21 protein-coding genes are annotated in these 23316 nt (G+C 51.0%); 10 read left to right on the forward strand and 11 right to left on the reverse strand.

Annotated elements, in window-relative coordinates; translation table 11 throughout:
• Positions 1-65: 65 nt before the first annotated feature.
• Together ACFPOF_RS07815 and ACFPOF_RS07820 are read right to left on the reverse strand one after the other, a co-directional pair.
• On the reverse strand, positions 66-959 hold the full coding sequence (locus ACFPOF_RS07815) for a carbohydrate ABC transporter permease (protein WP_378131272.1): 894 nt from the start codon (positions 957-959) through the stop codon (positions 66-68).
• Between the two features lie 21 nt (positions 960-980).
• Positions 981-1904: an ABC transporter permease gene (locus ACFPOF_RS07820; RefSeq protein ID WP_378131358.1), complete on the reverse strand. Its 924-nt coding sequence runs from the start codon at positions 1902-1904 to the stop codon at positions 981-983.
• Positions 1905-2155: 251 nt separating this feature from the next.
• On the opposite strand from ACFPOF_RS07820, the gene ACFPOF_RS07825 reads away from it, so the two are divergent.
• Entirely contained in the window at positions 2156-4384 is a 2229-nt protein-coding gene (locus tag ACFPOF_RS07825; RefSeq protein ID WP_378131274.1) for an AraC family transcriptional regulator, read from the forward strand.
• 5 nt (positions 4385-4389) lie between these two features.
• Here the strand turns inward: ACFPOF_RS07825 and ACFPOF_RS07830 are convergent, their stop codons facing one another.
• Positions 4390-5199 carry an MBL fold metallo-hydrolase gene (locus tag ACFPOF_RS07830; protein ID WP_378131276.1) on the reverse strand — a complete coding sequence of 270 codons (810 nt, stop codon included), beginning with the start codon at positions 5197-5199 and terminating at the stop codon, positions 4390-4392.
• Positions 5200-5421: 222 nt separating this feature from the next.
• Between ACFPOF_RS07830 and ACFPOF_RS07835 the strand changes: the two genes are divergently transcribed.
• Positions 5422-6006, forward strand: a complete 585-nt coding sequence (locus ACFPOF_RS07835; RefSeq protein WP_378131278.1) for an Hcp family type VI secretion system effector — start codon at positions 5422-5424, stop codon at positions 6004-6006.
• Between the two features lie 80 nt (positions 6007-6086).
• Here ACFPOF_RS07835 and ACFPOF_RS07840 read toward each other — a convergent pair whose 3' ends face one another.
• Positions 6087-7367, reverse strand: coding sequence for an adenylosuccinate synthase (locus ACFPOF_RS07840; RefSeq protein WP_378131280.1), 1281 nt, complete (start codon positions 7365-7367; stop codon positions 6087-6089).
• A gap of 108 nt (positions 7368-7475) precedes the next feature.
• Between ACFPOF_RS07840 and ACFPOF_RS07845 the strand changes: the two genes are divergently transcribed.
• Complete coding sequence (locus ACFPOF_RS07845; protein ID WP_378131282.1) at positions 7476-8354, forward strand: LysR family transcriptional regulator; 879 nt, start codon at positions 7476-7478, stop codon at positions 8352-8354.
• 128 nt (positions 8355-8482) lie between these two features.
• Complete coding sequence (locus tag ACFPOF_RS07850; protein WP_378131284.1) at positions 8483-9202, forward strand: YebC/PmpR family DNA-binding transcriptional regulator; 720 nt, start codon at positions 8483-8485, stop codon at positions 9200-9202.
• A gap of 63 nt (positions 9203-9265) precedes the next feature.
• Here ACFPOF_RS07850 and ACFPOF_RS07855 read toward each other — a convergent pair whose 3' ends face one another.
• Together ACFPOF_RS07855 and ACFPOF_RS07860 are read right to left on the reverse strand one after the other, a co-directional pair.
• The gene (locus tag ACFPOF_RS07855) at positions 9266-9847 is read right to left on the reverse strand and encodes a TetR/AcrR family transcriptional regulator (protein WP_378131286.1); all 582 of its coding nucleotides are present in this window, start codon (positions 9845-9847) and stop codon (positions 9266-9268) included.
• Between the two features lie 2 nt (positions 9848-9849).
• The gene (locus ACFPOF_RS07860) at positions 9850-10728 is read right to left on the reverse strand and encodes an alpha/beta fold hydrolase (protein WP_378131288.1); all 879 of its coding nucleotides are present in this window, start codon (positions 10726-10728) and stop codon (positions 9850-9852) included.
• Positions 10729-10927: 199 nt separating this feature from the next.
• Between ACFPOF_RS07860 and ACFPOF_RS07865 the strand changes: the two genes are divergently transcribed.
• The gene (locus ACFPOF_RS07865) at positions 10928-11389 is read left to right on the forward strand and encodes an AraC family transcriptional regulator (RefSeq protein WP_378131290.1); all 462 of its coding nucleotides are present in this window, start codon (positions 10928-10930) and stop codon (positions 11387-11389) included.
• Positions 11390-11450: 61 nt separating this feature from the next.
• Here ACFPOF_RS07865 and ACFPOF_RS07870 read toward each other — a convergent pair whose 3' ends face one another.
• From ACFPOF_RS07870 to ACFPOF_RS07885, 4 genes are all read right to left on the reverse strand, one after another.
• Entirely contained in the window at positions 11451-12641 is a 1191-nt protein-coding gene (locus tag ACFPOF_RS07870) for an MFS transporter (RefSeq protein WP_378131292.1), read from the reverse strand.
• A gap of 167 nt (positions 12642-12808) precedes the next feature.
• Positions 12809-13411 carry a class I SAM-dependent methyltransferase gene (locus tag ACFPOF_RS07875; RefSeq protein ID WP_378131294.1) on the reverse strand — a complete coding sequence of 201 codons (603 nt, stop codon included), beginning with the start codon at positions 13409-13411 and terminating at the stop codon, positions 12809-12811.
• Positions 13412-13528: 117 nt separating this feature from the next.
• Positions 13529-14323 (reverse strand): helix-turn-helix transcriptional regulator, encoded by a 795-nt coding sequence (locus ACFPOF_RS07880; protein ID WP_378131296.1) that lies wholly within the window; start codon positions 14321-14323, stop codon positions 13529-13531.
• 137 nt (positions 14324-14460) lie between these two features.
• Positions 14461-15231, reverse strand: coding sequence for a MerR family transcriptional regulator (locus ACFPOF_RS07885; protein WP_378131298.1), 771 nt, complete (start codon positions 15229-15231; stop codon positions 14461-14463).
• Positions 15232-15403: 172 nt separating this feature from the next.
• Here ACFPOF_RS07885 and ACFPOF_RS07890 point away from each other — a divergent pair, with 172 nt between their 5' ends.
• The gene (locus ACFPOF_RS07890; protein WP_378131299.1) at positions 15404-16138 is read left to right on the forward strand and encodes a bleomycin resistance protein; all 735 of its coding nucleotides are present in this window, start codon (positions 15404-15406) and stop codon (positions 16136-16138) included.
• A gap of 50 nt (positions 16139-16188) precedes the next feature.
• Here ACFPOF_RS07890 and ACFPOF_RS07895 read toward each other — a convergent pair whose 3' ends face one another.
• A complete protein-coding gene (locus tag ACFPOF_RS07895; RefSeq protein WP_378131301.1) occupies positions 16189-17892 on the reverse strand; it encodes a PucR family transcriptional regulator in 1704 nt (567 codons plus the stop codon).
• A gap of 347 nt (positions 17893-18239) precedes the next feature.
• Between ACFPOF_RS07895 and ACFPOF_RS07900 the strand changes: the two genes are divergently transcribed.
• Genes ACFPOF_RS07900 through ACFPOF_RS07915 form a run of 4 tightly spaced genes read left to right on the forward strand, consistent with a single transcriptional unit; the run spans position 18240 to position 23281 of the window.
• Positions 18240-19133, forward strand: a complete 894-nt coding sequence (locus ACFPOF_RS07900; protein WP_378131303.1) for an oxamate carbamoyltransferase subunit AllH family protein — start codon at positions 18240-18242, stop codon at positions 19131-19133.
• 3 nt (positions 19134-19136) lie between these two features.
• On the forward strand, positions 19137-20681 hold the full coding sequence (gene fdrA / locus ACFPOF_RS07905) for an acyl-CoA synthetase FdrA (protein WP_378131305.1): 1545 nt from the start codon (positions 19137-19139) through the stop codon (positions 20679-20681).
• A 1-nt stretch (position 20682) separates the two neighbouring features.
• Positions 20683-22119: a YlbE family protein gene (locus ACFPOF_RS07910; protein WP_378131307.1), complete on the forward strand. Its 1437-nt coding sequence runs from the start codon at positions 20683-20685 to the stop codon at positions 22117-22119.
• A complete protein-coding gene (locus ACFPOF_RS07915) occupies positions 22112-23281 on the forward strand; it encodes an ankyrin repeat domain-containing protein (protein ID WP_378131309.1) in 1170 nt (389 codons plus the stop codon). Before ACFPOF_RS07910 ends, ACFPOF_RS07915 begins: the two co-directional genes overlap by 8 nt.
• The last annotated feature ends 35 nt before the right edge of the window (positions 23282-23316 follow it).

Below are 23316 nucleotides of genomic sequence, written 5' to 3' on the forward strand. Positions count from 1 at the left end.
CCCCTACTATAGAATAATATATGTTAGCCGAATAGGAACCGGGAGATTTCGTCCCGGCATCGGTTCTAACCTTTCACTGCGCCGATCGTTAGCCCCTTGACGAAATAGCGTTGCAAGAACGGATACAAGAAAACGATCGGCCCCGTCACAACAATTGCCATCGCCATCTTGGTCGACTCCGTCGGAATTTCTTTCGCCAGAGTGACCCCGGATCCGGAAGCCATCTGCGATACGAACAGCATCGTGTTGATCGCATTGTACAAGTAGTATTGAAGTTGGAACTTGCTTGCATTGTTAATGAACAGAGAAGACAGAAACCAATCGTTCCAATACGTCAGTGCCAGGAACAAGCCTACGGTCGCGACGCCCGGCATGGCCAGCTTCAGCACGATGCCGTAATAGATACGAAAGTCGTTCGCCCCGTCGATTTTGGCCGATTCGATCAGCTCTTCCGGGATCGCGGATTTGATGAAATTTTTCATGAGAATAATCAAGAATGGCGTCATTAAGCCGGGTAAAATCAAAACCTTGTACGTGTCGATCAGGTTGAAATATTTGGTCAGCATAATGTACCAGGGCACCAGTCCGCCCCCGAACAACGTCGTAAAGTAGATATAGAACGAGAACGCGTTGCGATACTTAAAATCCTTCCGTTGAAGCACGTAACCCGCCATCGTAATGAGGAACAACCCGAGCAGCGTCCCCGTCACCGTGACGAAAATCGTTACCCCGTACGCTCTCAGCAGCTGATCCGGGAATACAAACACCATCTCGTACCCTTCCGTCGAAAACACTTTGGGAATCAGATGATAGCCGTCTCGAATAATGGATTCATTGGCGGTCAGCGATCCCGAAATCATCAGCAGGAACGGAAACAGGCAAATGAGCGTGCATACAGCGATAAAGGAATATGCCGCCACCTTAAACAAGGCAGACACCCCGGCGCTATTGTCTTTCAATGCGATCTCTCCTTCCGCAAGTTAGAACAAGGCGTAATCCTCGTTGATTTTCTTGATGATGTAGTTCACGGTCATGATGAGCACGAATCCAAAGACGGATTGGTACAAGCCTGCGGCGGTCGCCATCCCGATATCGAAATTCACCTTTAAGGAACGATACACGTACGTATCGATAATATCCGTCGCGTTGTACAGCAAGCCGTTATTGCCGACGAGCTGATAGAACAGATCGAACTGCCCTTTCATGATGCTGCCCAGCGCGAACAGGAGAAGGACGACAAACGTAGGCTTCAGCATCGGAACCGTTATTCTCCATATGCGCTGAAGGATGTTGGCCCCGTCGATCTTCGCCGCTTCGTAATACTCGTCGCTAATGCCCATAATCGAAGTCAGGTAGATGACCATGCCGTACCCGATGTTTTTCCACACGTAAAACACCGTAATGAGAATCGGCCACAGCCAAGGCGTGTTGTACACATCGACCGGAGCCATTCCGATCGACTTCAGGAACTGGTTAGCGAAACCGGTTTCATAATTAAAAAGGTTATATGCGATAACGCTTAGCAACACGAACGACATGAAATAAGGCAGGAACATGACCGACTGCGTGATTTTCTTGAACAGCTTGCCTCGCACTTCACTGATTAATATAGCCGCAACAATCGCCAGAACATTGCCAAGCACGATAAATGCTACGTTATAGCCGATCGTATTTAGCGTCAGCCTGAGCAGTATGCCGGATTGGGTTAGAAATTTGAAGTTTTGCAGCCCGATGAAAGGGCTTCCGAATAACCCGCCGGCAAAGTCGTATTGCGTGAATGCGTAGTAAACCCCGATCATCGGAAAATAGGAATTGACCAAGAAAAAAATCAACGTCGGAAACAGCATCATAAACATGATTTTGTTTTTGTTCAGCTCGTATAGAAAACCTTTCTTCTTCGCCATATTCGTCATGCCATAATTGCCCCCAGGAAAAGTTAGTGAGCCGTTCGCCGCGGCACACCTTATTTCTAACAGAGCCGGGAGGATGATGAAACTGACGCTTGAGCACATTGTTATAAAAACCGCACTTATGAACAGTGGACTTTATCTACATTCGTGAACCCTTTGGATATTTCGCGCTCGCTGTCTTGAATAGACCCTCGTAAGATGCTATCGTAGCTTCAACACGTCGTTGTTGAAAGGGGTTTCACTACGTGTCCGGCGAACAAAAAAAAGTGTACAGACGGATCTTCATCAGCTTTATTGCCTGCATCATTATCACGCTCATGGTCACCTCGACCATTCTTTATGTGAATTTCGAGAACATCGCGACCGAGCAGGTATACCGCGCGGACAACAAAAACCTTCTTCAGACGAAAAACGAAGTGTCGAAAATGACGGACACCGTGAAAGCATTGTCCTCCCAAATTTACTCCGACTATGCCGTATCCAAGCTGCTTTATTACGTAAACCCGAACATTTACGACGTCATTTTCGCGCAGCAGCAGCTCGATAATTACAGGGCTTCTTTGCCGTTTATCGAGTCCATCTACGTGTACAACGCGAAGTCGAACCAGTTCTATATCAGTTCCAATTCGATCCGAAACGGCATACAGCCGACTTCGGAGCTGGACGACGAAGGCATTTTCGATATTTTTAATCGGTTCAAAGACTACATGCCTTTCGAACCGATCCCGAGAGCGTACAATGTCGGTGCATTGGAGAAAACTCAAGTTACAAGCTATACGTATTTGTGCTACAGCATTATCAACGACAACGATCAACTGAATACGGCGGTCGTCGTTAACATCTCGGCGTCATGGCTGAGCCAGCATGTGAAACAATCCGGCAACGACGGCAACGGAGAAAGCACGTTCATAATGAATAAAGACGGCATTCTGTACTCCAGAGGCGGCCCTCAGCCGATGCTGACCGATCTGTCCGGCACAGGCTATATTCGCAAAATTATGAATGACGTCGATTCCTCCTCCTACTTCATCGACTCGGTGGACGGCGTCAAGTCGTTGGTATCGTACACGTCGCCCGACGCGTCAGGCTGGAGATACGTGCACATCATCCCTTACGATGAAATCAATCACGATATTAGCGTCATGCGATATCGAACGTTGTACATCACATTAGGCATCTTGCTTCTGGGGCTGCTCGTTTCGTTTATTTCTTCCAATACGATTTACCGGCCAATGGATAAATTTTTTCGCAGGTTCAAGGTGTTGGAGGCGGAGCGGCGCAGCCATCTGCAAATTCTGAAGCAGGAGTTTCTGCGGAATACCATTCTGGGAAGGGAAACGAATGTGGCCGACGCGATGCAGCAGAAGCTGAATTATTTCGGCTCGAAGCTGCGGGTAGAGGAGAGATCGGTTCTTCTCTTGTTGAAAATGGATCGGTATTCGGAATGCTTGGAGCGATATAAGGACGGCATCGCGCTGAACAAGTACGCCATTATGAACATTTGCGCCGAGATCGCGTCTGCCGTCTGCGAAGCCGAAGCTACCGATATGGGGGAGGACAACATTGCAATTCTGCTGAATGAACGTCCTTCCGACCTTACGTTCGACCGGGAATCGCTCACCGACCTGCTGAAACAGATGCAAGTCGCTGTGGAGAACCATTTGAAGCAAACCGTCTCTTTTACCGCCAGTCCCGTTAAATCTTCGATGGATCAATGCGTTGAATTGTACCGGCAACTGCTCGAAGCTTCTTCCCACCGGCTGTTTGAAGGGCATTCAAGCATTTTGTTCTCGGATGACGTAATGAGCTTGAAGTCCAAGATGTACGTCTTCCCTGCGCACAAGGAGAAGCAACTCGTGGACAGCTTAATGACGGGGAATGCCCAAGAGGCGAAAGCCGTCTACTGCGATATCGTCAGCGAGACGTCGGAATATCCCTTTACCGTGATTCAGCTTGTCCTGTCGCATGTGACGCTTACGATCAACAACGTATTCAATACATTAAAGAAGAACAACGCGCTCTTGGCTACGCCCGATTTCGATACGACGCGTATTTCGCTGAACCACGTGGAGACGATCGGGCAGATCAACGAAGCTTTCCACAAGCTATTCGATGATATCGGCAAAATGTTGGAGGAGAAACGAAGCAACAAGCATGAGGATCTCGTCAAGAAAATTCACGAGATTATCGAGAGGGACTATGCGAATCCGAACTTATCCTTAAATACGATCGCCGACGAATTGTCGCTATCGCCGGTCTATTTAAGCCGATTGTATAAGCAACTGTCCGCCAATGCGTTAAGCGACGTGATCGGCGAACTGCGCATGAATAAAGCGAAAGAGCTGTTGCTTCGCCCGGAATATACGATCGCGGAAATCGCGGAACGCATCGGATTTACGAACAGCTCTTATTTCTATCGCCTATTCAAGAAAAGCAACGGGATTACGCCTAACGATTTTCGAAGAACGAAGTAATGCCGCTACAGCTCGACGATCATGCCGTCGTAGGCGACCGTCATGCCATGCGGCTCGAAAATCTCCTTCAACTCGTCGTGCAGCAAATTGGCATTGTGCGAGAAATGGGTGACGATGATTCGGCCGCCCGGTTTCATGATTTTGTTGGCGAGTAGCCATTGTGCAGTGCGAAGCGTATCTTCGACGTTCATATGATCGTCGCAGCGCTCTGCATGTCCTGTCGTGCACTCAAGAATGGCCATATCCAGTTTCTTGCCTACGAGCCAATCCCACGTTGCTTCCGGGAACCACCCACTGTCATGGCCGTAAAACACCGTTTTGCCGCCCTTCTCGATGTAGTACAATAAGCAGCTTTCCTGCTTGTTATGCTCGGCGAGCAACGGGACTACCGACGCGGTCTGCGTGAGAACCGGTTCGAACGGCCGGACGGCATGGAGCTTGAACTTGTGCTTCTCAGGACTTAGCAGCGTGCTAATGTGGCGGATCGGCAGGTCATGTCCGTAAACGTGAATCGTATGCTCGCCATAGCTTGCATACCCTTCCGCGCGAATGACCATATCCTCGGGGTACAAATGGTCGGAGTGGGAATGCGTCAGCAGAATGTCCCGAACGCTGTCCATATCCAAACCTTCGCGCAGCGAATGATAGAACGTGTCCGGCGGAAAATCGATTTTCAGCTCGTCATCGATCATCACGGACGTGCGGGTACGGATATCGGGGCCGCCTAATTGTCGGGCTTGCTTGCACGTCTCGCATAGGCAAAACATAGATGGTATACCTTCAAACGCGGCTGTTCCCAGAAAATGCACCTTCATAACCATCGACCCCTTTCGGATATCCCCATCATAGAAGCAATCCTCCCGGAGCGCTACTGCACTTTGCCTTCCATTATCGCTTCAAACAAAGATCATCAAATGAATTCTATATACTTCTGTGAACAAAGCCAAATAACAAAATACAAATCGTATCTTGATTGCATGGTTTGTGATACAATTTGTATTGTCATTTGAATGATCAAATTGGTTGGAGGGATGATAATGTCTCATTCACTGGCAGTTTCCTTGAAGAAAAACATGACGATTTTGCTCGTCCTCGCCCTTTTGTTGGCTACCGCTACGCTCGGAGGGTCTACCGCAACGGCGATTTCGCAGCCGGCCAACTTCCAGGTTTATTTGAAACTCGATTCCATTCCGGGAGAATCCACTGCCAGAGGGTACGAACAATGGATACCGGTATCCGACGTACAGTTCGGCGTTGAAAATACTCCCCTCTCGCCTACGGCTCCGGGCAGACCCTCGCTCAATGGCGTACGTTTTGCTAAAGTATTCGATGCGGCCTCCATGCCTATTTTCCTCGCGTCATTGCAGGGCAAGCACATCAAAAGCGCGACTTTCGTTTTCGTTAAACAATTGGCCGCTCCGGTCAAGTTTCTGACCCTTAATCTGAATGACGTCCTTGTGACGTCGTACTCGTTCGACGATACCGTCGAATCCGTCTCGCTTGACTACAAAGTCATCTCGGTCGGTTACTCCTCCCAGAAACCGGACGGTTCGATGAGTGCAATGATCAAGTCGGCATGGGATGTCGCCAAAGGGACAGTAACGACGCCGGTTATTCCATAACAGATTGACGCACATTTTGAATGAACAGTTGGGCTGCGCTTATCCTGCCCGCTCTGTTTTTCCGATTGCCAACTGCCCATCTAACGCTGAATAATTTGCTCCCTCCTTGGCCCTACGGATATCGTCTTTATTTTCACACCAATGCCGGATTCAACAAATTCCACATATCGTTGGGCCTCCGAAGGGAGGTCCTCGAATTTCCTTACGTGAGAAATATCGCAAAGCCAACCTGGCAAGGGCGACCACACAGGTTGTGCCGTAAATAACTTGCGTGTTACAGGAAACCCTTCGGTAACTGAACCGTCTTCGAGTTTATAGGCAACGCAAACGGGGATTTCATCCAGATAGCCGAGGACGTCGAGATTGGTCAGTGCCACTTTCGTAGCGCCTTGAATCGAGCAACCGTACCGAGTCGCAACGACATCGAACCATCCTACACGCCTTGGACGACCGGTAGTTGCACCGAATTCTCCGGCATCGCCGCCTCTGACCCTAAGCTCGTCAGCCATGCCGCCTTCCAATTCCGAGACAAAAGGGCCCGCTCCTACGCAACTGGAGTATGCTTTCACGACTGCAATAACGGACGTTATTGCAGTCACGGGCAATCCTGCCCCGACTGGGGCGAATCCCGCTAAAGTCGATATCGAAGTCGAGAACGGGTATATGCCATGATCGGGATCGCGAAGCGCCCCTAGTTGCCCTTCCAACAAAATGGATTCGCCTTTGGCGTGAGCCGACTGCAACAATTCCGTCGTATTGCATACGAAAGGCTTCAAGTATTCTGCAACTTCCAGCAGCTGCTTCAGCAAATCATCGGTTCGAATCGGCTCTCTACCGTAAAGATGCTGCAGTAAAATATTTTTCGGAGTCAACTCAGCCTCAATTTTATCCCTAAGCCCAGATAGATCGTATAATTCGGCCACTTGAATACCAAGCTTGGCATGTTTGTCCGCATAGAATGGCGCAATGCCGCGCCTCGTAGAACCGAATTCCTTTGCCCCTAACCGCTTTTCTTCAAGCTCGTCTATCAGCCGATGTACGTCTAACACCAATTGCGCACGCTTGGAAATTCGCAGCTTCGGCTTCGGTACACCTCTCTCGGCCAACACTTGCATTTCCCGCATGACAGCTCCGGCGTCTAATGCCGCCCCCGGACCGATCACATTCGTTACCGAAGGGTAAAATACCCCTGATGGAAGCATGTGCAACGCAAACTTGCCGTAGTGATTAATAATCGTATGCCCTGCATTGCTCCCGCCTTGAAATCGGACAACATATGAAGATTCGGCTGCTAGCGCGTCTGTCATTTTACCTTTTCCTTCATCGCCCCAATTGGCCCCTACAACCGCGGTTACCGTCAAGGAATCCGCCTCCCGATCTTGAAGTTGGTTACGGTCACCATTATAATGCGAGTCATAACATAAGAATAATTGATATAAATAATGCCGGATATAAAAGGAGGTAATGTCTTGGACGTAAATCTGGAATGGTATCGGGTCTTTTATTGGATCGCCAAGACAGGAAGCTTAACGGGGGCTGCGGCACGGCTTCATATCACCCAACCGGCGGTAAGCCATACGGTTAAACAGATGGAAGATCGACTAGGAGGCGCTTTATTTTTCCGTACGCCTAAGGGGGTACAATTGACAACGGAAGGAGAGGTACTGCTCCGTCATATCGAACAAGCTTTCATTCACATTCAACTGGGCGAAAAGTCCATCTCCGAGATGCATCAACTCAACAGCGGAGAAATCCATATTGGTGCAAGCGATACTTTGTGCAAATATTATTTGCTGCACTATCTCGAACGATTTCACGAGCAGCACCCCGGAATTCGCATTCATATTACGAATCGTACAACACCCGAAACTCTCAAGCTGCTGAAAGAGGGAAAAATCGATTTCGGCATCGTCAGCCTGCCTGTTCCCGATAAACAGATTGATTTCCGCAAAAGCTCTACGGTTCAAGACTGCCTCGTTGGGGGCAAGGACTACTCGCACCTGGCTGGCGAACCTTTTCCGCTAGACCGGATTAGCCAATACCCTCTGCTCATCCTAGAACCAGGCGGAAGCACACGACTATATATTGAGGAGTATTTAAGCTCTCATAACCAGACGATTACGCCCGAATTCGAATTGGGAAGCATCGATCTTCTCGTACAATTTGCACTGCGCGGCTTTGGCCTTGCATTCGTCATTCGGGATTTTATCCATGATGAGCTGGCTTCAGGCGATTTGATCGAAATTCCTCTGGACCCTCCATTGCAGGGGCGTCACATTGAAATTGCCACGCTTCGCGGCGTCCCTTTGTCTGCCGCATCCAAATCATTTTTGTCGTTGTTGCCGTAGGCGGAGATTATGATTCTGGCAAAATGCTCCTCGGAAGGACTCATCCCTTTCTTTCGTTCCGATTCTCGGTTAAAGTATAAATATGGCCTGTTCGACAGGAAATTGCGCGTAAGGAAAGTGATTAGGTTATGGGACGCAAATGGAACAACATTAAGGAGAAAAAAGCTTCGAAAGACGCGAACACAAGTCGGATCTACGCCAAGTTTGGTGTCGAGATCTACGTGGCCGCGAAGAAGGGGGAACCCGATCCGGAATCGAACCGGGCGTTAAAAGTGGTGCTCGAAAGAGCCAAAACGTACAACGTCCCACGGGCGATCATCGATCGCGCCCTCGAGAAGGCGAAAGGCAGCGGCGAAGAGAGCTATGTCGAGCTCCGTTACGAAGGCTTCGGCCCGAACGGCTCGATGGTGATCGTCGACGCGCTGACCAACAACGTCAACCGAACCGCCTCCGATGTTCGCGCTGCATTCAGCAAGAACGGCGGTAATATGGGCGTCAACGGGTCGGTCGCCTACATGTTCGACTCGACAGCCGTATTCGGAATCGAAGGCAAGTCGGTCGACGAAGTGATGGAATTGCTGCTAGCGGCAGACGCCGGCATTCGCGACATCGTCGAAGAAGACGAAGAAGTGATCGTCTATGCCGAGCCGGATCAGTTCCATCTCGTGCAGGAGGCGCTCCAAAGCGTAGGCATTACCGAATTTACGACAGCGGAGATCGTCATGCTGCCGCAGACGTACGTCACGTTGCCGTCGGACGGGCTCCCTCAATTCGAGAAGATGATCGACGTCCTCGAAGACCTCGAAGACGTGCAGCAAGTGTATCACAACGTCGAATTCGAAGACTGATCGGCAGATCAAGAAAGGCACGCAAATGGTTTCATCCATTTGCGTGCCTTTTACGTTACCGATTCATTTGGTAATCGTCCGCATGACAAACTCAAGCTCAGGAATATGGTAACCCTCCCCCAACACCATAATGCCCGAAAGAATCGTAAAATAACTCCCCACAAGATTCACAAGATCACCTTCCACGATGTCGCCTTCGAGTTGTCCATCCCTGAATGTAGGTAGCAGCCGTTCGATATAAGCTTGTTGAGGATATTCCCGAAGAAGTTGTTTGGCCTCCTCCGGTACGCCGTCCGAATGGTTAGCTTGATAGATTAGCATGAAGTACGGCGCTTTTTCCTGGTCCAAAATATGCTTCGTTAATAGACGAATTTTCTCCAAAGCCGAGCCCTGAATTCGATTAAGCCCTTCGATCGACGAGATAGAAGCTTCTATAGCACCTTGGATCAGCGTCGTAAACAGTTCATTTTTTGTCTTAAAATAATGATAAACCAAACCATGGCTGATCCCGGCTTCAGCGGCAACCATACTCATCTTCGTGCCGGCTATTCCCCGTTTGGCGAATACTTTAGCGGCGGCTTGAATAATTTGCTCTCGCCGCTCGTCGCGTATTTGGTTTAACTGTTCTCCGCTTATAGGTGGCAATTTTATTCATCCCCTTTTCTCGTTTTGGCTAAGAAAAAATCTTTAACAGCTTGCGCCACTTGCTTAGGCGAATAGCCGTTCTCGGGAGACAGGTGGTGCAGTCCCGGCAGCGTCAACAACTGTGACCCTTCGATCGTTCGATTCAGTTCCTGAACCATTTGACTCACGGATGCCGGGCTTTTGTGACCAGACATGAAGAGTACGTCCGCATGGATTGCCGCATATTTGCGGTACGTAGCTGCCAAACGTTGTACTTCCCGATGCTCGTTCAAATTCTGAGGCAGAAGCCGCTCAATTCGATCCCAATGCTCTCCGCGTATCCCTATCCACAAGTTAAATTTAGCAAACCATTTGGGTACACGCGATAAAAAGGTTTGGCTTGCTCCTTGCACGAATGTCGTAAACGCTCCTCTGAAGTCCTGCCGATTCATATCTTCCTCATACTCGGGTAGCCACTTCCAATCGGCAGGCTCGGAATGAATAACAACACCAGGTTCGTACAACGCTATTTTGGAAAATGCCCGATCCGCCAATGCAGACTCTAATACCGCAAGTCCCCCAAAGCTATGGCCGAAAATAGATGAAGCTCCGGTAATCTCCTGCACTGCCTTAATATCTTCGCATTCCTTAACGATCGAGTAGTCCGGACCTTGCGGTCCACTTCCCCCGCGTCCCCGGCGATCCAGAATATGAACGGTGAAACAATCCGATAAGTGGCAGGCAAATGCGGTGAATTGTTCCGAAGTCGTAAGCGCCCCGTGAATAACAATAAGCCCTGGCCCGCGGCCAATGCTCTGATAACTAATCGTTGTTCCGTCGTGGGAAATAGCAGTTGAACGGGTAAAAGAATGATTAGAATTCTCTTTTAAGGATTGGGCCATAACTTGACTCCCCTTTGGTAGATGAAATATGTATGATCGCATGATTTTTTTGATTGACTGAATCAGTCAATATTAAAATAAAAGGATTTCTTTTAATTGTCAATAGCCCTAGATCAAAAAAAAAGGATTGGAAAATCATTTTTTACCATGTTAGCATTCGAAATGCATCAAAATAATGTTAATGAAAGGAAATCAAACTATGAATATGAAAATCGAAACCTTACCGGGAAGCCGCATTGCCTTTGTCCGACAAGTAGGTCCGTATGGCCCCATTAACGCAAAAGCGATGGAACGGGTAAAAGCATGGGCCGCTGAGAAAAATCTGCTTACGGAATCGGCAATCCTGTTCGGCATTCCGCAAGATAATCCTGCCACAACACCTCCTGAACATTGCAGATACGACGCGTGTATCGTGATTGCCAATAATTATCCGATCGATGAATCCGTCAACGAAGGAGAGCTTCCCGGTGGAGAGTATGCCGTTTGTGTCATTCAGCATACGGCTGAGGAAATACAAAAAGCGTGGGCTGAAATCTTTCCGGCTTTGCAACGGAGCGAATACCAGATGGACAACAAACCAATTGTAGAAAGATACACTGGCGCAATGCTTAGCCAGAACCTTTGTGAAATCTGCGTTCCTATCAAACCGCATCTTTCGTAATTTGCCTTCTAAAAAAAAAGCGCGATAACGCGCCGAACGGCGGTTATCGCGCTACTTGGGGTTAGTGGGCCTTGGTTCTACTCACAATGATAGGGGTTAGTAAAAGCGCGCCCACAATAAGCAAGCCGCCGCTTATGGCATATACCGTCAAGATGGACAACGAGTCCTTCAGGAAACCGGAGCTTAGCATGCCGATGACCATCATCCCCATAAAGACAGGAGAAATCGTCCCGGAAACTCGTCCGATAAATGCTCCCTCAGTGTTTCTCATTATGAGGGTCTGGATTCCGACCTGGATGCAAGGGTAGAATAACCCGCTAATCGCCTGGAGTGCGAGAGTCAGCCCAATCACCGAAGATGCACCAACCCCGACTGTACAGGCAGCACTAATCAGTAAGCCTACTGCGAGCAGGATTTGCGGCTTCACCTTTTTGGCAATTCCCATGATCAGAGCTCCACCCGCCAACATCGCGGCCCCATTGGCCATGACCAGCCACTGCAGAAATTGTTTGTCCTGTCCTAATTTCTCCATCGCGATAAAAATCAGAAGCGGCTGAATCAAACCTGCCGCCAATCCGCAAGTTGCAAAGGTCGCGCTCAGCGTTCTTAAGGATCGATTAGAAGCGATATACCTCAATCCCGCCGACAACTCTTCCAAAAATTTACCGCTGCGAACGGATTGTTGTCCCGCTTCATCGCGAGGAAGTGTCGACAATATAACAGAGGACCCCAAGAATAGAATTGCCGTCAAGACAAGGGAGACTTTGATTCCAAACTGTATGAAAATAAATGTCCCAATTACTGGCCCCAACACGGTAAAGACCGCAACAAGAGATTGGGAGATCGCCATTACGCCCTGAAGCTGATCCTCCGGCACGTGTCTCTTGTATATTTTCATAGCTGACGGTTGAGAGAACTGCGACAAACTTGCCGAGATAAAAGTGCCTTCAAGAAGCGCAACCCATCCGCCATTTATGACGGCAATCAACACCGCGGCGACAGACAAAGCGGACAAGAAATCGCTCCACACCATCGTTCGCTTGGGACGCCACCTGTCAGCGAAAGTCCCGCCAATGATCGCGAACAGAAAGATTGGCGCGAACTCAACGACCGAAATATATGAAATATACACAGGGTTATTATGGGTCAGTTGCGTCACATACAGCAGAACTGCAAAATTTCGAATCCAGATTCCCAACTGCAGCAATACTCGCGAAAAAACGATGGTTCGAACATAACGATTGGCAAACACGATAAATCCTCTTTTCTCATTTAGTAATTTAGTAAATTACTTAATTAGTATATCGATTATTGATCGATCGTTCAACCGCAAACTGACGTTCGTAATCTGTTTGCAGAACAACCTAAAAAGGACTGCAACAGCTTGCCTACCGGCAGGTTGTTACAGCCCTTTTATGCTCACTTCGGTTTATCCCAGGACAGCAGGTACCGATAGTAGAAGCGGCGCCGGATCTTTGCACCCGGCAGAACTTCTCGCGCCACGTGCCGAATCTCGCTTAAAGATTCTTTGGGATCGGCAATCCGAACGCCAATATCTTGCACCACGCCATGAAGTCGATCCATAATCCGAATCGGAACAACATGAAGCCCGGAGATGACGAAATCGGCAATCGATTTGTTCGCTGCCAAACCAACGACGAGAAGCCGCCCTCCAGGTGCAAGAAATCGACCCATCTGCTGCAATGCAGCTCTCAATTCCATATGGTGCAAAGTCGCTACGCAAACGATCGTACTATAAAGCTCTCTTTGCGCAGGCTCTGGCATCTCAAGAAAGTCACCATTGATGAGCGATACATTCGATACGGATGCTAATCGTGTTCGAGCCCGTGGAATGATTTGCGCGTCGGGATCGATTCCGACAGCGTGTTCGACGAAAGGCGCCAGGCGCTGAAGAAGCAGGCCTTCGCCGCATCCGATGTCGAGTGCTCGTCCGCCGCGTTGCTTCGCATCTGCCACTAACTCTTCATGGAAAGCTGTATTGTGATTCCAATAATGCTCCATCGCGGTAGTCACTCCACTCTTCGATAACTGCGTTCATCCTTAAATAACGAATCAACGAGATGGAAGGTTATAGTAACTACCTGCCGCCCCCCGATCCTTTTTTAAGATCGCGCTCCGTCACTCGCAAGGCGTGAACACGTAGCAATGAACGTCATCGCGGCTATTAATGTTCAAGAAAGATGTCACCTCAAACGATTGCTTCTCGCCATAGGAGAATAAAAACTCAAGAAACCCGCCTGATTTCTGTCTGACTTCGCGACGTGCCCATTGTTCCGCGAAATATTGGCTTGTTTGTTTTAATTTCTCTACCAAATGCGTGATCTCGTGATCTCCTGCATATTTGTCGCAGATGCCTCTGAACAAGGCTACGGCATAGGGCGAGCGCTCCTCCCAATTGGCAATTCGGGCCTGAAGGGAAACGTTCGTAAACCATTGCCAGATCATATTCCTTTCGTGGTTCGGCACTGCGGAGAAATCGACAAAATAACTGCCAGACGCAGCGTTCCACGCCAGCACATCCGCCCTATCGTTGACGACCATTGACGGGTATACGATGCCGTCTATGATTTTGCGTAAACCTGGAGTAATGACCAAACTTCCGGTGTCTGCGGGCGTATCGATCGGAAATTGGGCCAATTTCATCAAATGCATATATTCATCCGCGTTTAAGCGAAGCGCCCGGCCAATGCAGTCGAGAATGTGCCTGGAAACTTGAATATCCCGCCCTTGTTCAAGCCATGTGTACCATGTCGTGCTAACTCCAGCCAACTCCGCGACTTCGTCCCGTCGTAATCCCGACAGACGCCTCCGCGTATGGCCGAAGGGCAACCCGACTCTATCCGGAGTGAGCCTGGCACGGCAAGATTTAATAAATTCCCCTAACGCTTTCAAGCGAGGTTCGTCTGCGGTCATCCGCTTCTCTCTCCTTCGGCCATTTAGCTGTTACTTTTGGCACCTCGGCTACACCGAATCTTGTGGCAGGCTGGGCGGGATTTAACGTAACTGCGCTGCTTGTATACTTTGCAGACGTTCAGGGGTATCCCGTTGCCTCATGGATTGCCGCATCTTTCGGCGTTCTTCTGATCGGTCTGTTCCATGCCACCATAGGCGCGTTCGGGAAAAAGTCCTGAATGGCTGTTTTTTTCCAAAAGGCTGTGCAAATATGAGGCGCCACGCACTCGCTCAACTAACGTTTGATCGATGTATTGCAACGACTCGAGAACAATCTCTTTCGCCTGCGATACGTTGTTTTTGTCCAGTTCCGCCAATACGTTACGAACGCTATCCAAGGAGTAAGCAACCTTCTGAACAGTACGGATAATAAGCACTTTGCGAATATTCGCGGGACTGTATACACGAAATCCGCTCTCATGGTGACGCTCAGGCCTGATTAACCCTTCCTTCTCCCAGTGGCGGATGGAGGAGGCCGATATGTTCGCAATACGGGCAACCTCTCCGATCGTAAACAGCTCTTTATCGAAGCGTTTCGGGAGGTTGGCCAGCTCTTTCAAATCCAGCATTTCCGCCGTTTTTTGTACGGTTTCCTTCTCCAAATGAAGATCGACGAACGTCTTGTTCATGAGCCACAGAACCTCAAGTTTCTCCCCCTTCATAATCCGCGGCATCACCTCTCGAACAAATCCCGCCCCGAATCCGGGAATGAGCGCACGTATACATTGAAAATAAGCCTCATGCTCCTCCGTATAGATGCGGTACCCGTTCGCCGATCTCTCCACTTTAGGGACAATCCCCCATGATTCGTAATGCCTTAACGCACTCGTACTGATATTTAATTTCTTCGCAATTTCGATTCCGTTCATTCGAACCCCTGAACCTCCAAACCATCATTAAACTTCATGACGGGTTCTAGTTAATTTCTATTGTAATACAGGGAAGGAATCAGAAAAACCTTATCATTTGCACGAATGATGTTTAATAAAAAGCGTAAGGCGATTACGGCATGAACTGATTTAAAATAAGGAGGTTGATCTCTTGTCAACGAATCGGATAGGCGTAGCAATCCCTATTCTCCCTTGCAGGTCTATTGACGAGCAATTGGACTTCTACGAGGCATTGGGCTTCGAGCTGACTTATCGGCAAGTCAAGCCAAACTTGTACGCTTGCGTCCGGCATAGCATCGTGGAGTTGCACTTCTTTGTACTGAAGCAACTGGAACCGGCCAATTCGTACAGCATGTGTTATGTCAACGTCTCCAATGTGGATACCGTATACCGGACCTTTTGCGACAATCTGAAGAAGGTTTATCGGAAAGTTCCGTCCAAAGGATTACCCAGGATCACCAAGCTCAACAACTTGGCGGAGGACCGGAGATTTAACTTGATCGATCCTGCCGGCAATCGATTATTGATCGGCCAGAAGCACGACTCACCGAGGCCGCTCCAGAACGATCACTACGTTGTCATTCATTCGTCACGATTCAGGAATGCGTTCGAAACCGCATACCGACTCATGTATGCCAAAGACGAACCATCGGAAGCGGCAAGAGTTCTCGACCTTGTTTTCTCGAAAAAAGAAAAAGAAGTACCGGCATCGCTGCGATATTGGGCATACGTGCTCCGGGCAGATATCGCCATTGCCATGGATGAGCTTAATGTTGCGGGGACATATATGAATGATGCGGAGAAATTGCCGCTGTCGGATCAAGAACTTGAAGAAGCGGCGGAGGCGGCAGAACGGCTGAAAGAGCTTAGAGTGATTTTGGAGTAGACCGCTAAAAAAAGCGACACCTCTCCACATTCGGAGTAGGTGTCGCTTTTTTAAAGAGCCCGCATCAAGCGAAATAATTTCAAAGCAAGTTGCAATTGGAACAGCTCGTCGGTGTCCTTAAGGTCAGTATGCAGCAGCTCCTTGATTTTGTCGATGCGATAAATGAACGTGTTGCGGTGGATAAACATCGCTTTGGCGGCTTCCGTCACATTGCGGTTATATTTGAAATAATAATCGAGTGTCGCAACAAAGCTTGTTCCGAACGCCCGATCGTGATCGGACACTGCGCCTAACGATTTGTGAACGAAGCTTTCCATCTCTGAGGGTTTAATATTCGAATCCAGAAAATGATCTCCCGCCAAATCTTCGAAATGAACAATCGCCCGATCGTCACCCAGCCTCTGCAGCAACCTCAACGCTTCCTGGGCTTCGTGAAAGCTCCGGTGCAGCGAATGAAGCGTCGGGTACTGGCCGCCGATGGCAAGATGGAAAGTCATTTCCTTCGCTTGGCCGTTCAGTTCCTCGAGCATCTCTTCGGCTAAAGCTTTCGCTTCCTGCTTGATGACAGGCGATTTATGTTCCTGCTTACCGACCAGGACGACGATTTCCTGATTGCGGAAGTAGCTGACGACTTCTCCATTCGAGCGGTTGGACAAACCATGAATGAGCTGCGCGCATTTCTTAGCGACGTGTTCCAACTCGTATTTGCGGTGGACCATGCTGGGGTAGCTGTCGGGATCGCGCGATTCGATCTGGATCAGCACGCAATAATACGCGTGTTTCTCCTGCAGCCCGTGTGCTTCAGATAACGTCTTCAGCATATCCGGCGACATCGCGTTGCCCGAAAGCAGAATATCGAATAGATCCTGCCTGATCTTTAGCTTGGCCTCCTCGATTTCCTTCGCCTTGATCCGGTCCAACGTTAGAATCGTCGATACGTTCTCCATCGCCAAGTAATCGAATTCGGTCAAGCTGCGCCCCGTCTGAAACACGACGATATAGCCGTATACAAAGTTAGAGACGGCAACGGGCATAATACGGCATATATAAGCTTGTCCGCCATGATGGTAAATCCGTTTGATCGATCGCTTGATTTCGCTCATATATTTCGGGATTTTGTCCGTAAAATCGATCGGGAGAACCGGCTTACCCATCTCCAGAGGAACGATCCGCTCCAGCGGTACGACTGCGGACATGCTTTCCTTATGGCAGAGAAGGTTCCAATCGCGGTCCACAATAATTAGCGGATTGTCGATTGTCGCTGACAGCTTGTCCGCGATTTGCTCGACGCCCCCGCCTTCGAGGGCGATCTTGAATAAGTCATGATGCAAATCCAGCGATCGACGGTTTAATGTATCGTAGTCGGCACTCGTCTTCTCGTTCACGATTGCGATGACCTGTGCCAGCGTGTACTCGAACGGCAGCTCCAGCAACGGGAATCCGAGGCGGTCGGCAAGCTCGATCATGTTCTGCGGCAGCTTGTCGAAATACCGCCTCATCTTGATCATCAGGCCCGCGCAGTTGATTTCCGACAGCTCCTGGATAATCCGAATTTGCATCTCTTCGCTGTCTTTGAACACATACCCCGTAGACAAAATCAGCTCATTCGGAGAGAGCCAATCGAATGCGTCAGGATTCTCGATGATGTTGGCGAGCGAAATCCGGTTGTGAATGCCCGCATGGCCGGCTATCAGCTTGATGCCTTCAAGTGATTTAATCGACAACAACTGCTCGACCGTAATCAACAGGCTCATCTCCTTCTATCGCTCGTTGTGCAATATGCATAATAGACAAGACTTATTTTCAGTGCCGTTGAATAATGACCCTGCCCTACCCGAGGACTATAATTTGGTTGTCAGGCGAGGGGGCGGGTATGTGAATGTGAACAAATTCACAAAAAGTTCAACTATGGACGCCAAGACACCAAGACCCGCCGTTTATTCACAGTTCAGTGTAACATCCGCGCAGCAGAAAACCAAGGCAGCTACGACATGCGGACGCCCTGCGCTCCCGCCTGACTCTAATGGCTCCGCTTGCAGACTCATGTAAAGGAGGAGAACATCTGACTGAACATGACAGAAACAGAAGCAAGCCGAACGTAGTGGCCGAACGTGCCGCGACGGTCAAATCCGGAGATCCCGACTTTATCCACCTCGTAGAGCAAGGCTTGTTCTTTGGAAGCGTTCACAGCGTATTCGAGCGTACGCTCAACATCGCGGATGCGACAACCGGCGAATTGTATACGATAGCCAATCACGCCGTTGATAACGGTCCTAATACGCTCGTCACGGAGCTCGATCGTTGCTCCACGCTGGGGCTAGCCGCTCACGATCGGGTGATCTCCGAGAATCAATGTTTAATCGTAGAAGGCAAGCTGGAAATATCCGTTGTAGGCGCCGAGCCGTGGCACGCGGTGTTGCCCGCCTATCCGCGCGAGCAAGAGCGACTTCTGGCGAATGTGCAGGTTGCGAAGCGGCATATCGATGCTTTTGGACAGAACGGCGGCATGCTGAAAAGCGTAGCGCCGGTCAGCAGTTTTGAAGCCGAGACTAGGCGATTGCTGGCGGAGCGTTCTTCGCATCTGCTGGCGGAATTGGCCGCAGGCCGATGGCGAGATGCGATCCCCTCTGCACTCGGGCTCGTCGGGCTTGGCCCCGGGTTGACTCCGTCGGGCGACGATTATTTGACGGGATTGTTTACGGCCTTTAATCTGCCGAACAGCCCGCTCTGGTCCGGTCGGCCGTTCTGCTCGGAAGTCGTCGCTGGCGCGTCCGAGCTCACGAATCCGATCAGCTTCATCACGATGAAGAAGGCCGCAGACGGGCAGGTCCGAGAATCTATTATTCGTTTTGTCCAAGCCGCAGTCGAAGGCATTCCCGAGGAAACGACGGAAAGGCTTGCGGAGGTGCTCCGGATCGGCTCGTCTTCGGGAACGGAAATCGCTCTCGGGCTGATTCATGGACTGGAGCTTAATCTAGAACAACGCTGGAGGTAAACTATGTCGACCAAAGTTGTCATTAAGAAAAACACGTACTTCGACTCCGTATCGCTCATGTCGTTGACGACGAAAGCGAATAAGATCGATACAATCGAGCAAGCTTTTATCGCCATGGGCACGCAGATGAACAAGGAAGTGCTGCAGAACGTCGGGCTGATGGCGCCTGAGCTGGAAGAAGCGAAAAACAGCGACCTGATGATCGTCATTAAAGCCGCGAACGACGAGTTGGCCGAACGTTCTTATGAAGCGGTCGAGAACCTATTCGCTGCCAAAGACGAGATGTCCGGAACAAGCGAAATCCAGTATCCGACGATCGATTCCGCGGCAAGAAGCCTTTCGTCGGCCAATATGGCCGTCATTTCCGTAAATGGCGCGTTCGCCGCGAGGGAAGCCCGGAAGGCGTTGGAAAAAAACCTTCACGTCATGCTGTTCAGCGACAACGTGAGCGTAGACGACGAGATCGCGTTAAAGCGACTCGCCCATGAGCGCGGATTGTTGATGATGGGCCCGGACTGCGGCACGGCGATCATCGGCAATGTCGGATTATGCTTCGCCAATAAGGTGCGCCAAGGCAGCATCGGCATTGTAGGCGCATCCGGTACGGGCAGCCAGGAAATCAGCGTGCGCATTCACGATTTCGGCGGCGGTGTGTCCCAATTGATCGGCACGGGCGGTCGTGACTTGAGCGAGCGCGTCGGTGGCATGATGATGCTGGACGCCATGAGGGCGCTTAATGAAGACGAAGCGACGAAAGTAATCGTCCTCATCTCGAAGCCGCCGGCTCCTAGCGTAGAGCAGAAAGTATTGGCTGAAATCAAGCAAATGAACAAACCGGTCGTCGTCTGCTTCATCGGCGGATCGGAAGACGCGGTTACGGCTGCGGGCGGTCATTTCGCCAAGACGACGAAGGAAGCGGCGCTGAAGGCGGTCATTCTGTCCGGCGTCGACGAGAGCACGATCGACAAGCACCCGCTCAATCTGCCGCTCATCGAAGAGATCAAAGCGAAGCTGAAACCGGAGCAGAAGTACATTCGCGGCTTGTTCTGCGGAGGAACGCTCTGCGACGAGGCGATGTATTTGGCAATGGAGAAATACGAGGACGTGTACAGCAACATTCCGAAAAAACCGGAATACCGGCTGAAGGACGTTCATGTCAGCCAAGCGCACACGTTCGTCGACTTCGGAGACGATGATTTTACGAACGGCAGACCTCACCCGATGATCGATCCTTCCTCGCGCATCGAACGCTTCAAGCAGGAAGCTAGAGATCCATCGGTCGGCGTCATCCTAATGGATTTCGTGCTCGGCTACGGCTCGCACGAAGACCCGGTCGGCGTTATGATCCCGTCAATTGTGGAAGCCAAGCGGCTTGCCGCTGAAGAGGGCAGGCATCTGGAGATCGTCGGATACGTGCTCGGCACCGATCTCGACACGCCTTCCGTGGAAGATCAGCTGAACAAGCTCGTATCGGCAGGCGTCACCTATGCCAGCAGCAGCACCAACGCCGGACTGCTCGCCAGAGGTTTCGTGGAGAAGGGAGAATAACATGAGCAAAATCAACGAGCTATTCAAACAAGATTTGCACGTCATCAACGTCGGTCTGGAAATGTTCAAGGACGATATGATGAAGCAAAAAGCGCGCGTCAGCCAACTGGAGTGGAAACCTCCAGGCGGCGGCAAGCCTGAAATCATCGCCGCCCTCGACAAGCTCGAGCAGCCCGAACGGCTGGAGCAGATCGAAGCGGCCAATAAGCTGGCGATCGAACGGATCGTCAACTCGCAGCCGGTGCTGATCGGCTTCGATCAGGCGATCAACGTCGTGCCGGGCATGACAAAGAGGACGATTCTCCACGCAGGTCCGCCGATTACGTGGGAGAAGATGAGCGGCCCGATGAAAGGTGCTGTAACAGGCGCGCTCGTGTTCGAGGGTCTCGCGAAAGATTTGGCGGATGCGGAGCGAGTCGCCGCTTCTGGTGAGATTACGTTCTCGCCGTGCCACGAGCACAACTGCGTCGGGTCTATGGCGGGCGTCACTTCGGCTTCGATGTTCATGCATATCGTTGAAAATAAAACGTACGGCAATATTGCTTATACGAACTTGAGCGAGCAGCTTTCCAAAATTTTGCGTATGGGCGCTAATGACGAAACGGTAATCGAGCGGCTCGTCTGGATGCGGGACGTGCTCGGCCCAATGCTGCGGGATGCGATGAAGTTTTCCGAGAACGGCATCGACCTGCGCCTGATGCTGGCGCAAGCGCTCCACATGGGCGACGAGTGCCACAACCGCAACAATGCCGGAACGGCGCTGTTAATCCAGGCGCTTACCCCGCTGATTCTGCAAACGGGCTTTACGACCGAGCAGAAAATCGAAGTGTTCAACTTCGTGGCCAGCAGCGATTATTTCTCCGGCCCGACCTGGATGGCGATGTGCAAATGCGCGCTGGACGCGGCGCATGGGATCGAGCACAGCACGATCGTCACGACGATGGCCCGCAACGGCGTCGAATTCGGCATTCGCGTGAGCGGCATGCCGGGCAACACGTGGTTTACCGGCCCTGCACAGAAAGTCATCGGACCGATGTTCGCCGGGTATAAGCCTGAGGATTCGGGACTTGATATCGGCGATAGCGCGATTACCGAGACGTACGGCATCGGCGGCTTTGCGATGGCGACCGCTCCGGCGATCGTCGCCCTCGTAGGCGGCACTGTCGACGAAGCGCTCGGCTACTCGACGAAAATGAAAGAAATTACGACGGCGGAAAATCCGAACGTCACGATTCCGCTGCTGAACTTCCGCGGCATTCCGACCGGCATCGACATCCGGAAAGTGGCGCAAACCGGCATCATGCCCGTCATCAACACCGCGATCGCCCACAAGGATGCGGGAATCGGCATGATCGGCGCCGGCATTACCCATCCGCCGGTCGACTGCTTCGAGAAGGCGTTGCTGGCGATGAGCGGCGGTGACTCTGCTCATGAGTAACCTCCAAGCAGATGCAATAGCGCTGATCTTGGCTTCCGACCGCGAAGACGCAGCCGCCGTCCGGCGGCTGCTCGAGGCCGGAGCGGATGTGCACGGCCGTGACGCGAACGGACGGACCGCCTTGATGGCGGCGGTGCAGAAAAACAACGAGGAAATCGCGAGCCTGCTTATCGCCGCCGGCAGCGACGTCAACGCCAGGGACAATACGATGCTGTCGCCGTACCTGTGCGCAGGTGCGAACGGTTTTCATCATATATTGCGATTGACGCTAGCTGCGGGAGCCGATATCCGGAGCGTGAACCGGTTCGGGGGGACGGCGCTGCTTCCTTCGAGCGAGAAAGGCTACCTGAAAACCGTGCAAGTATGCCTGGATGCGGGCGTGGCCGTCAACCACGTTAACAACCTCGGTTGGTCCGCCCTGCTGGAAGCCGTCGTTCTCGGCAACGGCGGCAGGCTGTACGCCGATGTGATCGAGCTGCTTGTTCTCGCCGGCGCCGACGCCGAACTGCCTGACCGGGACGGCAAATCCTCTCGTCGTCATGCGGAAGAGATGAATCAGCAGCAAGTCATCAAGCTTCTTGACGGGGAGAACGTCGACAGCCATCCCGCTATCGTTAACGCGAACGCGCTGGCGCGGCAAGACCGCTATGAGGAAGCGATAGCGGAAGTGGACCGGGCTCTGCAGGCGGACGGCGGCAACACGGACTTGATCTATTACAAAGGCTCGTTTCTGGCAGAGTCGGGCAACTATGAAGAAGCCATTGTCGAGTACGGCAGAGCGTTGGCGCTTCAGCCTACGGAGCTGGAATTTTACTTCTACATCGCGAATGCCTGGCGGCTATTGAAAAATCCCGGGCGGGCCTTGGCATCATACGACAGGGCGATCTCATTGGACTCGGACGACACATTCTACCGTTACCACAAATCGAATTATTTGAGGGAGCTGGGCCGGCACGAGGAAGCTGTCATAGAGATGGACAGACTGCTGGCGCAGCAGCCCCATCGTTACGATTTCTCGTTTCATAAAGCCAACAGCCTGCGGTCGCTCGGCAAACACCGGGAAGCTGCGGACGCGATCGAGAACGCCATCGTTCACGATCCCGGCAACCCGCTGTATCGCGAGCACAAGCGCCAGTCGCTCCAATTGCTCGAGCAGCAATAAGCGTCATAGATAGCGGTCCCATTACCATACCCTTC

The organism is Cohnella soli (assembly GCF_042655525.1).
Lineage (GTDB): Bacteria > Bacillota > Bacilli > Paenibacillales > Paenibacillaceae > Cohnella > Cohnella soli.

Coding starts and splice junctions, on each gene's coding strand:
- ACFPOF_RS07820 (WP_378131358.1), bottom strand. CDS start 1,904: ATGGCGAAGAAGAAAGGTTTTCTATACGAGCTGAACAAAAACAAAATC.
- ACFPOF_RS07830 (WP_378131276.1), bottom strand. CDS start 5,199: ATGAAGGTGCATTTTCTGGGAACAGCCGCGTTTGAAGGTATACCATCT.
- ACFPOF_RS07835 (WP_378131278.1), top strand. CDS start 5,422: ATGTCTCATTCACTGGCAGTTTCCTTGAAGAAAAACATGACGATTTTG.
- ACFPOF_RS07850 (WP_378131284.1), top strand. CDS start 8,483: ATGGGACGCAAATGGAACAACATTAAGGAGAAAAAAGCTTCGAAAGAC.
- ACFPOF_RS07860 (WP_378131288.1), bottom strand. CDS start 10,728: ATGGCCCAATCCTTAAAAGAGAATTCTAATCATTCTTTTACCCGTTCA.
- ACFPOF_RS07865 (WP_378131290.1), top strand. CDS start 10,928: ATGAATATGAAAATCGAAACCTTACCGGGAAGCCGCATTGCCTTTGTC.
- ACFPOF_RS07875 (WP_378131294.1), bottom strand. CDS start 13,411: ATGGAGCATTATTGGAATCACAATACAGCTTTCCATGAAGAGTTAGTG.
- ACFPOF_RS07880 (WP_378131296.1), bottom strand. CDS start 14,323: ATGACCGCAGACGAACCTCGCTTGAAAGCGTTAGGGGAATTTATTAAA.
- ACFPOF_RS07885 (WP_378131298.1), bottom strand. CDS start 15,231: ATGAACGGAATCGAAATTGCGAAGAAATTAAATATCAGTACGAGTGCG.
- ACFPOF_RS07895 (WP_378131301.1), bottom strand. CDS start 17,892: ATGAGCCTGTTGATTACGGTCGAGCAGTTGTTGTCGATTAAATCACTT.
- fdrA (WP_378131305.1), top strand. CDS start 19,137: ATGTCGACCAAAGTTGTCATTAAGAAAAACACGTACTTCGACTCCGTA.
- ACFPOF_RS07910 (WP_378131307.1), top strand. CDS start 20,683: ATGAGCAAAATCAACGAGCTATTCAAACAAGATTTGCACGTCATCAAC.
- ACFPOF_RS07915 (WP_378131309.1), top strand. CDS start 22,112: ATGAGTAACCTCCAAGCAGATGCAATAGCGCTGATCTTGGCTTCCGAC.